Raw genomic sequence first — 13443 nt, 5'->3', positions numbered from 1 at the left:
CGGAGGCGGACATGACGGTTGACGGGAACCCGGCCGGGCGGGAGGGGAGAATGCCGCTGCCGGACGCGCGCAAGCCCCACCCCTCGCGGTTCTGGGACTACGCGCTGGGCGGCCGTGACAACGTGCACGCCGACCGCGACCTGCTGGCCGAGGCCGAGCAGATCATGCCCGACCTCAAGGTGCTCACGCGGGAGCAGCGGCTCTTCGTCGACCGCACCGTGGAGTACTGGGTCGGCGAGGCCGGGGTGCGGCAGATCCTCGACATCGGCGGGGGCATGCCCACGGACATCTACGACAACGTCCACGAGGTCGCCCACCGCATCGCGCCGGACACGCGGGTCGTGTACGTCGACAAGAACCCCGTCGCCGTCGCGCACATGGCGGCCCTCCAGGCCGACGGCGAGTACACGGTGGCCCTCGAAGGCGACGTGCGCGACCCGGACACCATCCTGTTCGACGAAGTCGTCAGGTCCACCCTGGACTTCACGATGCCGGTCGGCGTCCTGCTGTCGGGGATCCTGCACTTCCTCACCGACGAGGAGGACCCGGCGGCCATCGTGTCCCGGATCCACGAGGCGGTGGTGCCGGGCAGCTTCCTGTCGGTCAACCACATCTCCTCCGACGTCGACCCGCGGGTGCCGGACGTCATCGAGATCTTCCGCAGGGCCAGCGACCCGCTGATCGACCGGGGCCGCGCGGACCTGGAGCGGATCCTGGCGCCCTGGACCGCGGTCGATCCCGGCCTGGTCCCGGTGAGTCAGTGGCGCCCGGCCGGCGAGGTGCGGAACGCGTGCGACGCCTACGGGGCGGTGCTGCGCAAGGTGTGAGGCGAACCGCGCCGTACGGCGCGTGCGGTGACGGCCGCCGCCGGGGACTCCCCGGCGGCGGCCGTCCGCGTCCGGTGCGGGTACGGTCCGGCCGCCGTGAATGCGCGGCCTTCCGGCGACCGTCCGCCGGGAATTGACGAATAGTCCCCGCCCGGGCACCGTCTGTGAATAGAGCCTCATTTTCCGGCGGTTCAGGCTGCTGTCAAGCGGTCGCCAAGCCGCCGTAAAGTCAAAGGCAAGCGGGAGCTGGGAGGATCCGGGCGTGTTCCCAGGCCGATCGCGGGGTGTTCACCCTTGCCCACGCCTGCTTCGGGCAGTACGGCTAGGAATTAGCGGTTCCGATGACTGAAGCGAGGTCGACCCCCCTTGGAGGGAAGAATGCCCGAGGCCGCCAAACTGGAAACCATCTATTCGGCTGTCGAGGAGACCTCCCGGCTGGTCGATGCGCCGTGTTCCCGGGAGAAGGTCTGGCCCGCTCTCGATACCTTCGGAAAATGGCTCGGGGACGACGCCCACATCATCTTCAGCATGGGGACGGGCGAGCGTTACCGGGGTGAACTCGCCTTCGACTTCACCTTGCCCACCGAGACGGGCGACCCTTATGCCGCCGCGGTGGCAGGCGGCCTGCTCGACAAGACCGACCACGCGATCACGGGGCTGTTTCCCGAGATTCGCGACCGCTTTCCCGTCGACGCCTATGCCGTGGATTTCGGCGTCGTCGGCGGCTTCCGGAAAGCGGTGACCTTCTTTCCGCTCGCCAAGCCGCAGAGCATGAAGGCGCTCGCGGAACTGCCGTCCATGCCGCCGGCCCTCGCCGAGCACGCCGATCACTTCGGCGAGTCCGGTCTCGACGGCAAGGTCTCCGCCATCGGCGTCGACTACCGCAGCCGCAGTTGGAACCTCTACGTCAGCGGGCTCACCTCCGAGTACACGCGCCCCGACGCCATCGTCCCCGCCCTCCGCGGCATGGGGCTGCCGGAACCGAGCGAGCACATGCTGGAGTTCATCGGCACCTCGTACGCCATGTACCCGACCTTCGGCTGGGACACCACCCGGATCGAGCGCATGTGCTTCTCCACCCGCACCTCCGACCCGGATCTGCTGCCCTCCCGGATAGCGCCCGAGGTCGGGAAGTTCGCCCGCGACATGCCGACCGTGCACGGCGGTGACCCGACTTACGTCTACGCCGGCACGGTGGCGAGGGGCGAGGAGTTCTTCAAGCTCGCCTCGTATTACCAGATGTCATCTCAGGTTTCCGACCGGGTACGTCCCGCGGACTGACCCCGGCCGGAAAGCACGTGAGCACAAGGAGCCGAGCATGACCGAGACCCGAGAACGCACCGAACCCGAGGACCCGGCCACGCTGTCCGTCCACCTCCGCAACCACCGACCCGCATCTGCCGGAAACGCCTCCACCCGGTGTTCCGGCGCAACCGGGGGAGGCGCCTGATGGCCGCTCCCGTGCTCATCGCAGGCGGCGGCATCGGCGGGCTCACCACCGCGCTGAGCCTGCACGCCGCCGGCATCGAATCGCTCGTCGTCGAGAGCGCCCGCCGCATCGAACCCCTCGGTGTCGGCATCAACCTCCTCACCCACGGCGTCCGCGAGCTGACCGAACTGGGCCTCGGCGACGAGCTCGCCGAACTCGGCGTGCCCACCGGCGAGTACGTCTTCTGCGACAAGTCCGGCAACACGCTCTTCGCCCAGCCCCGCGGCACGGCGACCGGCTCGAACTGGCCGCAGTACTGCATCCACCGCGGCGAACTGCACCTGATGCTCCTGGACGAGGTGCGCAGGCGGCTCGGTGCCGACGCCGTACGCACCGGCACCCGGCTGCACGACTTCACCCAGCACGGCGACGGCGTCGAGGTCGTCGTGACGGACCGCGACAGCGGTGCCACCGAGACCGTCCAGGCCGCCGCGCTGATCGGCGCCGACGGGCTGAACTCCACGGTCCGCGCCCGGCTGCACCCGGACGAGAGGCAACTGGCCTGGTCCGGCCAGCGGATGTGGCGCGGCGTGACCGAGGGCGTGCCGCCGTTCCTCACCGGCCGCTCCTGGGTCGGGGCCAGCGACGGCGACGTGACGCTCGTCGCGTACCCGATCGGCAAGGACCGCACCAACTGGGTCTGCCTGGTGCGGGTCGCCGAGCCGGGACTGCTGCCCGAGGCCGCCGACGGCCCGGTCGACGACCGCCGCGAGGGCCTGCTCAAGGAGGTGCTGTCGCACTACGAGGGCTGGTCGCTGGGCTGGCTCGACGTGCGCGACCTGCTGGAGCGCTCCGGGGACGTCCTGGAGTACCCGATGGTCGACCGCGACCCGCTGCCCGCCTGGGGCAGCGGCCGCGTCACGCTCCTCGGCGACGCCGCCCACCCGATGTACCCGGCGGGCGGCAACGGCGCGGCACAGGCGGTCCTGGACGCGCGGGTGCTCGCGTACGAACTGGCGCGGGCGGACGGGGACGTGCCGGCCGGGCTGGCCGCGTACGAGCGTGCCCGCCTGGAGGAGGCCAACGGCGTCGTCATGGCCGCCAGGGCCATGGAGCGGGCCACGAGCCCCGACACCTGGGACCGCGCCCGGGTCACGCAGATGATGGAGATGTACCGCATGAAGGCCGAGAGCGAGGTGGCGCAGCTCAACTCCCGCCCCTCCTACGCCCCGCCGCGGCGGGAGTAGAGCCGCCGGTCACGACCGGCCCCGGCCGGAACGAGGACTCGGTGCGCGGGCACGCAGCGGTGCCCTGCGGCGTCCCGGCGACGGGAACACCGCGGAGTCGAGACCGAAGGGGCCCGCCGGCATCCGCCGGCGGGCCCCGGCTGCTCTCCGACGCCACCCCCGCACCCGCCCCGGCCGGGGGCCGGCTCCGGCCTCCGGCCGCGGGACCCGCGCGTACGTCCGCAGCCGTCCCCCACGGCGGCGTACGCGCTTCTCCCCACGGCACCACCGACCCAATCCGACACATGCGCCAGGAGACGCCATGACCCCGTCCGTGTCCCGACCACCCGACACCGCCGCTCCGGTGTTCACCGACCACCACGACCTGCGGGCCCGCAACCTCCTGGCCGTCGAGCAGTACATGCGGACCGGCGCGGAGGCCCGGCTGCGGCGCTACACCCTCTACACCGACGAGGGCACCGCGTCGCTCTTCTACACCGACATGGGGCGGCCCATCGTCGTCAGGGGGCGTGAGAAGCTGAAGCGCCACGGCGAGTTGTCGATGCAGGTCCTGCCGGACTGGCAGTGGCACGACGTGCACATCTACCAGACGCAGGACCCGTCGGTCATCTGGGTCGAGTGCCAGGGCGAGGGCACCATCCTCTTCCCCGGCTATCCCCAGGGCCGCTACCGCAACCACTTCATCCACGGCTTCACCCTCAGCGACGGACGGATCGTGGCGAGCCGCGAGTACACCAACCCGATCGAGCACATGCGCGCGCTGAGCATCGAGACCCCCCACATCGAGCGGGACTGGATCCCCTCCTGACGGGCGCGTCCCACGCCGCGTGCCGGGGTCGCCTACCCGGCGGGTAATCGACCCCGGTCCGCCCTGCTGCGAAGATCGGCAGGGTACGGACCGCGCGAGCGAACGGAAGGACCGCCATGACCGCCTACGCCATCGCCAAGCTGCAGGACGCCGCCCCCCACCCGGAGGTGGCCGACTACATCGAGCGGCTGCCCGCGACCTTCGAGCCGTACGGCGGCCGCTTCCTCGTGCACGCCACGCCGCACGAGGTGAAGGAGGGCGACTGGCCCGGGGGCGTGGTCATGATCGGCTTCCCCGGGATCGCCGACGCCCGGGCCTGGTGGGACTCGCCGGCCTACCGGGAGCTGGCGCCGCTGCGTTCGCGGCACATCGACGGCGACATCATCCTCGTCGAAGGCGTGCCGGGGGACTACGTCCCGACCGCCGCGGTCCGCGCGATACGCGAGGCCGCCGCCGGGCACGGCGCATAGCTCCGGGGAGCGGTACGCCGCGGAGGCAGGGACTCCGCGCGGCCCCGTGCACGGAACCCGGATTTCCGGATATGCCGTATCCGTGCGGTGACCGGCGCCGTTTAGCCGCCGCCAGTTCGACGCCAGTTCGACATGTACCGACGGCCTAGACGCGGGGTCGAAACTCGTGGAATCCGCAACTTGCGGACCGATCCCACACATCCACGAGGAGGACATCTTGTCCAGCACCAGAAAGGCGGCCGCCGCGGCGACCGCACTCCCGGAGGGCCCGCGGCCCCGCGCCGGTGGCGGTGGCGCCTCCGGCACGTACTCCGTGCTCGACTTCCTGACCGACGGCGAGAACGACACCGCCGGCCGCCAGTTGGTCCAGCTCTTCTCGGGCTACCTCTACACCCCCGTCGCCGTCGCGATCGTCGAGTTAGGCATCCTCGGCCGGTTAGCGGGCAAGGCGCTCACCCCGGAGGACATCGCGAAGGACGCGGGCACCGACCCGGACGCCACGGGCCGGCTGCTGCGGGCGGGGATGGCCGTCGGGCTGCTCTCCGGCGACGAGGACGGCAGGTTCCGGCTGTCCCCGGCCGGTGAGAGGCTCGGCCCGGACGCCGGGCGGCTCGGCGAGATGGCCGTGCTGTGGCTGGAGCCGATCCGCGAGGCCATGGTCGGCCTCGCCGAGCACGTACGCAGCGGGCAGCAGGTCGATCCGGCCGCCCCCGGCGGGTTCTGGGACTACCTGGGCAGCCACCCGGGCGAGGCGGTGAAGTTCGCCCGCGCCATGGGCTACGCCACCTCCCGGCTGCCGGGCGCCCTGGACGCCGCCGGCTACCGCCCGCCGGCCGCCTCGCGGGTCGTGGACGTCGGCGGCAACCGGGGCACGATGCTGGCCTGGCTGCTCAAGGCGCTGCCCGACGCGGCCGGGGTGATCGTCGACCGCGCCGAGGCGATGGCGACGGCCCCGGACTTCCTCGGCGCCGCCGGCGTCCAGCACCGCACCGAGCTGGTGCCCGGCAGCTTCTTCGAGGAGGTGCCCGAGGGCGACCTGCACCTGCTCAGCCGCGTGCTGCACAACTGGGACGACAAGAGCGTCCGGCGGATCGTCGCGAACTGCGCGAAGGCCGGCAGGCCGGGCGGTTCGCTCGTCGTCGTCGAGTACGTCCTGCCCGCCGTGCCCGAACCTGCGGCCGGCCATCTGATGGACGTCATGATGATGGTCCTCTACGGCGGCAGGGAACGGACCCTGGAGCAGCACCGGGCGCTCATCGAGCCCTGCGGGTACGCGCTGCGCGAGGAGTTCCCCGTCGGGGCGGTGGACGGCGGCCAGCCGCCGCTGCGGGTGCTGGAGTTCGCCCGCACCTGACCCCCGCGCTCACGTCCCACGCGTGCACGTGAGCGAGGCCCGCCGCGCGGGACGGCATCCCGTGGCGCGGCTCGAAGTCCCATCGGTGACCGGTTGCGGACACCGGGGCACGGTTCGTCGGCGTACCCGCGCCGACCGCGCACGAACCGTGCCCGCCCCTGAAACGGACCCGGGGAAGCGCCCCCGCCCGGCCGGGTGCCGGCGGCGGGAAGACGCGAACCCCGGCCGGCGGATGCCGACCGGGGCGAGGTGCCGTGTGCCGCGTGTGCTGCGCCGGGTCAGAAGACGCTGACGCCGTAGGCGTTCAGGGCCTCCACGACCGGCTGGTAGAACGTCGTGCCGCCGGAGGAGCAGTTGCCGCTGCCGCCGGAAGTCAGGCCGAGGGCCGTGCTGCCGGCGAAGAGCGAGCCGCCACTGTCGCCGGGCTCGGCGCAGACGTTCGTCTGGATCATGCCGTACACGATGTCGCCGCCGCCGTAGTTGACGGTGGCGTTCAGGCCCGTGACGGACCCGCCGTGCACACCGGTGGTGCTGCCGCTGCGCCGGACGGACTGGCCGACCGAGGGGTTGGCGGCGTTGGTGATGTCCTGGTACGAGCCGTTGTACAGGTACACCCGGCCGTCCGCTGCTGCGGGGTTGGAGTGCCGGATGATGCCGTAGTCGTTCGTCGGGAAGCTCGTGCCGGTCCTGGTACCGATGGACCACGAGCTGCCGATGTTGGTGCAGTGACCGGCGGTGAGGGCGAACTTGGTACCGCTGCTGTTCTGGACGTTGAAGCCCAGCGAGCAGCGGGCGCCGCCGGTGGTGATGGCTTCGCCGCCGGCGATGTACTTGGTGAACTTGCCGTTGGTGCGCTGGACGTCGACGGCTCCGGCATGCTCGCCGGCCGCCTCGGTGATCCGGGCCACCTCGGCCTTCGAGACGGTGCTGTCGACGGTGACCACGACGGTGTCGCTGGCGCGGTCCACGTACCAGGCGCTGCCCGCGACGTCCGCCTCGCCGACCGCCTGGTCGACGGACCGGAGTTCGGCCGCGCTGAACGAGGGTGAGGCTTCCTGCGCGTTCGCACCCGCGGGCAGCGCGAGCGCTGCGACGGCGGCGAGGCCGGCGGTCGCGGTGATGAACCGCAGTTTGCCGCGGGAAGCCCCGGTGGGGGTGGTGCGAGAGATCTTCACAGATGTCTCCTCTGGTTTTGGGGAGAACCAGGGCTCGCGGTGACGAGCCCGTGAGACACACCGTCAGCGGCCCGGCTTTTGCCGTGCCCCTGACACGTCGTAGGGGAGTCTTGGGCACCCGGCGGCGAAGCGCAAGACCGCCCCGGGACCGGTCCGCCCCGTACGCCCCGCGGGCACGCCCACGCCCCACGCGTACGCCCCGCCGCGCCCGGCCGCGGCACGGACGCCCAAATGCCCCCGGGATCCGCCCCGGTGACGGCCGCCCCAGTGGTTTTCGACCCGTACTCTATGAAGGCGCACATTCACGTCACGACGCCGGACGCGACGTATTGAACATACCGCCGGAATCAGAATGGCAAATCATTGCCACGCATCCGCGCAGAGTCGCTTGCGCGCATGGAAACGGCCCGGCGGGCGGATATGGTGCTGGAGTAGATCCGATCCGTACAAGGGACAAGGGGGGCTCGACCCGGTGGTGCGTGTTTCAGTCCGATCTTCCACCGCGGCCGCACCTCCACTGCGGCACCTCCGGATCCCGAGAACCCGGCCGGTGCAGCGGGTTTGCCCGCGGTCCGCCGAGGCCGGCCGGGAATTCCGCCCGGACCCGCCGACGCGCGGCTCCCGTTCGCTGTACTAAACCGGAATTCCACGGAAACCGCCGGTGCCGCAAGGGCCTCAGACACCCGCGTCCCCGGCGACCGACGACCGTATTCGGGACGACGGAGTCCGCACGGTCCAAACCGCCCCACCCGCCCTGCAGAGTAAAAGGGAAGCGAGAGCACGTATGTCCACGGACAAAGAGGTACGGGACCACAACCGCGCCATCGTCGACAAGTACATGCACTGCCGCGGCCAGGACCGGCTCGAGCGGCACCTGCTGTTCACCGAGGACGGCACCGGCGGCCTGTGGACCACGGAAACCGGCGAGCCCATCGTCATCAGCGGCCGCGACACCCTCGGCGAGCACGCCGTCTGGTCGCTCAAGTGCTTCCCCGACTGGGCCTGGATCAACATCGAGATATTCGACACCCAGGACCCCAACCGCTTCTGGGTGGAGTGCGACGGCGAAGGAAAGATCCTCTTCCCCGGCTACGAACCCGGCCACTACCGCAACCACTTCCTGCACTCCTTCCTCTTCGAGGACGGCAAGATCAAGCAGCAGCGCGAGTTCATGAACCCCTGCCAGCAGTTCCGCGCCCTGGGCATCGAAGTGCCCTCGGTACGCCGCGAAGGCATCCCGACCTGACCGCTGCCGGCCCACCACCCGCGAACCTCGACACGCACACCCGGCAGGGGGAGACCGTGCCAACCTCAGTCCAGGACTTCCACGCACGACCCGCGCTCCAGCAACCCGTGTGGGAGGACACCGGCCAGGTGCGACGGGTACGCGAGGCCCTCGACGCCGCGCCGCCGCTCGTCACCGACGACGGCGCGGCGCGGCTGCGGCGCGCCCTCGCCGACGTCGCCGAGGGACGCGCCCACCTCATCCAGGCCGGCGACTGCGCGGAGGACCCCGCGGAGTCCACCCCGTACCACGTGCGGCGCAAGAGCGCGCTCCTCGACGCACTGGCCGGCACCGCGGCCGGGATCACCGGCCGCCCCGCCCTGCGCGTCGGCCGCATGGCCGGGCAGTTCGCCAAACCCCGCTCCAAGCCCGTCGAGCAGATCGGCGACACCACCCTGCCCGTCTACCGCGGGCACATGGTCAACGCCCCCGAGCCCGACGCCCAGGCCCGCCGCCCCGACCCGTGGCGCATCCTCACCTGCTTCCGCGCCGCCCAGGCCGTCGTACGCGAACTCGACAGCCTCAACGCCGGCCGCCCCGACGCGGAACAGGTGTGGATCAGCCACGAGGCGCTGCTCCTCGACTACGAGACGCCGATGCTGCGGCGCACCGCCACCGGCGCGAGCTACCTCGCCTCCGCGCACCTGCCGTGGGTCGGCGAGCGCACCCGCCGCCCCGACGGCGCCCACGTCGGACTGCTCGCCGGCGTCGTCAACCCCGTCGCGTGCAAGATCGGTTCCGGCACCACCGCCGAGGACATCACCGAACTCGCTGCCCGCCTCGACCCCGACCGCAGCCCCGGGCGCCTCGTGCTCATCGCCCGCATGGGCGCCGGCTTCGTCACCAGCCGGCTGCCCGCCCTCGTCCAGGCCGTGCGCGCCGCCGGCCACCCCGCCGTCTGGATCTGCGACCCCATGCACGGCAACACCATCACCGGACCCGACGGGCTGAAAACCCGCCTCATGGGCGCCATGCTCGCCGAGATCCACGGGTTCTGCGACGTCGTCGGCGCCCACGGCGGTATCAACGGCGGACTCCACCTGGAGACCACCCCCGACCCCGTCACCGAGTGCGCCACCGACGTCGCCGCCATCGGCTCCGCCGGCCGGCGCACCACCTTCTGCGACCCCCGGCTCAACCCCGGCCAGGCCCACCGGCTCGTCGCCGCCTGGGCCGAGGCCCGCTGACAGCCACACCGGGCACCGGATCCACCCCGGCCCCGGCGGCGCGGCCCCTCCCACCAGCCCGCGCACCCACCGCACCCTGAAAGGAGCCCCACCGTGGTCGGCATACCCGCCATCGACCCGTACGAGCTGCCGACGGCAGAGACCCTGCCGGCCAACCTCGCGGCGTGGACCCCCGACCCCGCCCGCGCGGCGCTCGTCGTCCACGACATGCAGCGGTTCTTCCTGCGCCCCTTCCCCGAGCCGGTCCGCGGCCGGCTCGTCCACAACGCGGCGCAGCTCCGCAAGCGCGCCGCCGCACTCGGCGCCCCCGTCGCCTACTCCGCCCAGCCCGGCGGCATGACCCCCGAAGAGCGCGGCCTCCTCGTCGACTTCTGGGGCCCCGGCATGCGCACCGCACCCGAAGACCGCGAGGTCGTCCCCGAACTCGCCCCCGCCGACGGCGACTGGCTGCTCACCAAATGGCGCTACAGCGCCTTCCACAAGTCCGGGCTCCTCGACAGACTGCGCGCCGAGGGCCGCGACCAGCTCGTGCTGTGCGGCGTCTACGCCCACGTCGGCGTACTCGCCACCGCCATCGACGCGTTCACCCACGACATCCAGGTGTTCCTCGCCGCCGACGCCGTCGCCGACTTCTCCGCCGACCGGCACCGCATGACCCTCGACTACGTGGCCCAGCGCTGCGGCATGGTCGTCCCGAGCGCGGAGATATTCGCATGACCACCGCCCCCGGACCCCGCCAGGACGCCCCCGGCGCCGGCACCGAGCTGCTCGACCGGCTGCTCGCCGGGCCCCTCCCGCCCTCGTACGCCCTGCTGCACCGGCCGGAGAGCGGCACCCAGGGAACCGTCGACGTCCTCCTCGGCGACGTCACCCACCCCAGCACCCTCGCCGGGCTCCCCCTGCCCGCCCAGGCCGCGCAACCCCCCGCCGCCACCGCCCACCGCACGCTCCTCGTCGTGCCCTACCGGCAGCTCACCGAACGCGGCTTCGCCGCCCCCGACGACGGCGCGCCCCTCATCGCCATGAACGTCACCGAGCAGGCCGCCGTGCCGCTCGCCGACACCCTCGCGCGGCTCCCCGACACCCCCGCCGCCCTCACCGGCCACCGCTTCGACCTCTCCGACGAGGAGTACGCCGACGTCGTACGGCGCGTCGTGACCGGCGAGATCGGCACCGGCGAAGGCGCCAACTTCGTCATCAAGCGCACCCTCCTCGCCGACGTCGGCGAAGACCCCGCGCGCGCCGCGCTCACCGTCTTCCGGCGGCTCATCTCCCTGGAGCCCAGCGCCTACTGGACGTTCGCCATCCACGCCGACGGCCGCACCTTCGTCGGCGCCACCCCCGAACGGCACCTCTCCGTCCACGAAGGCCGCGCCGTGATGAACCCCATCAGCGGCACCTACCGCTACCCCGCCGGCGGCCCCACCCTCGACGGCCTCACCGCCTTCCTGCGCGACCGCAAGGAGACCGACGAGCTGTACATGGTGCTCGACGAGGAACTCAAGATGATGTCCCGCATCTGCCCCGCCGGCGGCCGGGTCACCGGGCCCGCGCTCAAGGAGATGGCGCGGCTCGCCCACACCGAGTACTTCATCGAGGGCCACACCACCCGCGACATCCGCGACGTGCTACGCGAAACACTCTTCGCGCCGACCGTCACCGGCAGCCCCGTCGAAAGCGCCGCCCGCGTCATCGCCCGCCACGAACCCCACGGCCGCGGCTACTACAGCGGCATCGCCGCACTCGTCAGCGACGAGCCCACCGGCAGCCGCACCCTCGACTCCGCCATCCTCATCCGCACCGCCGACATCGCCGACGACGGCCGCCTCTCGCTCTCCGTCGGCGCCACCCTCGTACGCCACTCGTCCCCGGAAGGCGAAGCGGCGGAGACCCGCGCGAAAGCCGCCGCGCTCCTCGACGCCCTCGGCGCGGACGGCACCGCGGACACCACCGCCGGCCCCGCCCGTACCACCGCGACCGCAGAAACCGCCGCCGCACCGGCCGCGGAACCCCCGGCCGCCGGCACCGCGCCCCCCGCCCCGCGCTTCGCCGACCACCCCGCCATCCGCGACGTACTACGCGGCCGCAACACCGGCATCGCCGGCTTCTGGCTCGCCGCCACCGCCGCCCGGCCGCTGACCGTACCCGCCCTGGAAGGCATGAAGGTCCTCGTCGTCGACGCCGAGGACACCTTCACCGCCATGATGGTCCAGCAGCTCGAAGCCCTCGGCCCCACCGCCGAAGTACGCCGCTTCGACGAGCCCTACGCCGTCGACGACTTCGACCTCGTCGTCATGGGCCCCGGCCCCGGCGACCCCCGCGCCACCGCGGACCCCAAGATCGCCGCACTCGACACCGCCGTCGCGGGACTGCTCCGCGACCGCACCCCGTTCCTCGCCGTCTGCCTCAGCCACCAGGTGCTCAGCCTCCGCCTCGGCCTCCACCTCGTCCGCCGCGACCGCCCCAACCAGGGCGTCCAGCGCGCCATCGACCTCTTCGGCCGCCGCGAACACGTCGGCTACTACAACACCTTCGCCGCCGTCAGCCCCGCCGACGACCTCGACATCCCCGGCATCGGCCGCGTCCGCGCCAGCCGCGACCCCGCCACCGGCCAGATCGACGCGCTCCGCGGCCCGCACTTCGCGTCCTACCAGTTCCACGCGGAATCCGTACTCACCGTCGAAGGACCCCGGCTCATCGGCGACGCCCTCCTCGGGGCGATCGGCCGGTGAGACACCCAGCGCCCACCACCTGAACCCCGCCACCCGGGGCCACCCACGAACCCGTATCCGCCCGTCAGGAGCCGTACATGCCCGAACTCGACTACATGCTGGTGGACGCCTTCTCCCGCAAGCCGCTGAGCGGCAACCCCGTCGCCGTGTTCCTCGACGCCCGGGAACTGACCCCCGACCTGATGCAGCGCATCGCCCGGGAGATGAACCTCTCCGAGACCACCTTCGTGCTCCCGCCCCGCGAAGGCGGCGACGCCCGCATCCGCATCTTCACCCCCGTCAACGAACTGCCCTTCGCGGGACACCCCCTGCTCGGCACCGCCGTCGCCCTCGGCGAAACCCGCAAACAGGACGAACTCCAGCTCGAAACCGCCATGGGCGTCATCCCCGTCCACCTCACCGACGACGAGGGCGCCGTCAAGGTCAGCATGCGCCAGCCCCACCCCGTGTGGGAGCCCTACGCGGAAGCCGACGAACTCCTCGCCGCCCTCGGCGCCGACACCTCCGTCGCCCCCGTCGAGGTCTACCGCAACGGCCCCCGGCACGTCTTCGTCGGCCTCGAAAGCGTCCCCGCACTCTCCGCGCTGCGGCCCGACCACCGCGCCCTGTCCGCCTTCCCCGACATGGCCGCCAACTGCTTCGCGGGACAGGGCCGGCAGTGGCGCGCCCGGATGTTCTCACCCGCGTACGGCGTCGTCGAGGACGCCGCCACCGGCTCCGCCGCCGGTCCGCTCGCCATCCACCTCGCCCGCCACGGCCTCGCCGACTACGGCGAGCAGGTCGAGATACTCCAGGGCGTCGAAATGGGCCGCCCCTCCCTCATGCTCGCCACCGCCGAAGGCGACGGCGAGCGGATCCACGCCGTGCACGTCGGCGGCAACGGCGTCACCGTAGGACGCGGCACCCTCTTCCTCTAGACCTCCCCCCAG

At 72.2% G+C, this 13443-nt stretch carries 12 protein-coding genes; 11 read left to right on the top strand and 1 reads right to left on the bottom strand.

Annotation, left to right across the window (positions count from 1 at the left end):
• Positions 1-11 precede the first annotated feature (11 nt).
• The 6 genes from ACFYVJ_RS11070 (at position 12) to ACFYVJ_RS11045 (ending at position 6135) form a co-directional block, all read left to right on the top strand.
• A complete protein-coding gene (locus ACFYVJ_RS11070; RefSeq protein ID WP_388889000.1) occupies positions 12-827 on the top strand; it encodes an SAM-dependent methyltransferase in 816 nt (271 codons plus the stop codon).
• Between the two features lie 378 nt (positions 828-1205).
• Positions 1206-2108, top strand: coding sequence for an aromatic prenyltransferase (locus ACFYVJ_RS11065; protein WP_388888997.1), 903 nt, complete (start codon positions 1206-1208; stop codon positions 2106-2108).
• Between the two features lie 168 nt (positions 2109-2276).
• Positions 2277-3503, top strand: coding sequence for an FAD-dependent monooxygenase (locus ACFYVJ_RS11060; RefSeq protein ID WP_388888994.1), 1227 nt, complete (start codon positions 2277-2279; stop codon positions 3501-3503).
• Positions 3504-3804: 301 nt separating this feature from the next.
• Complete coding sequence (locus tag ACFYVJ_RS11055; RefSeq protein ID WP_388888992.1) at positions 3805-4311, top strand: PhzA/PhzB family protein; 507 nt, start codon at positions 3805-3807, stop codon at positions 4309-4311.
• 116 nt (positions 4312-4427) lie between these two features.
• On the top strand, positions 4428-4781 hold the full coding sequence (locus ACFYVJ_RS11050; RefSeq protein ID WP_388888989.1) for a DUF1330 domain-containing protein: 354 nt from the start codon (positions 4428-4430) through the stop codon (positions 4779-4781).
• A 217-nt stretch (positions 4782-4998) separates the two neighbouring features.
• Entirely contained in the window at positions 4999-6135 is a 1137-nt protein-coding gene (locus ACFYVJ_RS11045) for a methyltransferase (RefSeq protein ID WP_388888986.1), read from the top strand.
• Positions 6136-6413: 278 nt separating this feature from the next.
• Here the strand turns inward: ACFYVJ_RS11045 and ACFYVJ_RS11040 are convergent, their stop codons facing one another.
• Complete coding sequence (locus ACFYVJ_RS11040) at positions 6414-7310, bottom strand: S1 family peptidase (RefSeq protein WP_388888984.1); 897 nt, start codon at positions 7308-7310, stop codon at positions 6414-6416.
• Positions 7311-8094: 784 nt separating this feature from the next.
• On the opposite strand from ACFYVJ_RS11040, the gene ACFYVJ_RS11035 reads away from it, so the two are divergent.
• The 5 genes from ACFYVJ_RS11035 to ACFYVJ_RS11015 all read left to right on the top strand — a co-directional run bounded on the left by ACFYVJ_RS11035 (position 8095) and on the right by ACFYVJ_RS11015 (position 13431).
• Positions 8095-8556 carry a PhzA/PhzB family protein gene (locus ACFYVJ_RS11035; RefSeq protein WP_101420450.1) on the top strand — a complete coding sequence of 154 codons (462 nt, stop codon included), beginning with the start codon at positions 8095-8097 and terminating at the stop codon, positions 8554-8556.
• Between the two features lie 56 nt (positions 8557-8612).
• Entirely contained in the window at positions 8613-9782 is a 1170-nt protein-coding gene (locus ACFYVJ_RS11030) for a 3-deoxy-7-phosphoheptulonate synthase (RefSeq protein ID WP_388888982.1), read from the top strand.
• A gap of 93 nt (positions 9783-9875) precedes the next feature.
• Positions 9876-10499 carry an isochorismatase family protein gene (locus ACFYVJ_RS11025; protein ID WP_388888979.1) on the top strand — a complete coding sequence of 208 codons (624 nt, stop codon included), beginning with the start codon at positions 9876-9878 and terminating at the stop codon, positions 10497-10499.
• Positions 10496-12514 carry an anthranilate synthase family protein gene (locus ACFYVJ_RS11020; RefSeq protein ID WP_388888976.1) on the top strand — a complete coding sequence of 673 codons (2019 nt, stop codon included), beginning with the start codon at positions 10496-10498 and terminating at the stop codon, positions 12512-12514. Before ACFYVJ_RS11025 ends, ACFYVJ_RS11020 begins: the two co-directional genes overlap by 4 nt.
• 77 nt (positions 12515-12591) lie before the next feature.
• Positions 12592-13431 (top strand): PhzF family phenazine biosynthesis protein, encoded by an 840-nt coding sequence (locus ACFYVJ_RS11015; RefSeq protein WP_388888974.1) that lies wholly within the window; start codon positions 12592-12594, stop codon positions 13429-13431.
• The last annotated feature ends 12 nt before the right edge of the window (positions 13432-13443 follow it).

Source organism: Streptomyces sp. NPDC004134, assembly GCF_042874195.1.
GTDB lineage: Bacteria > Actinomycetota > Actinomycetes > Streptomycetales > Streptomycetaceae > Streptomyces.
The sequence above is the reverse complement of the archived record's forward strand: the minus strand, read 5'-3'. Positions and strand labels throughout refer to the sequence as shown.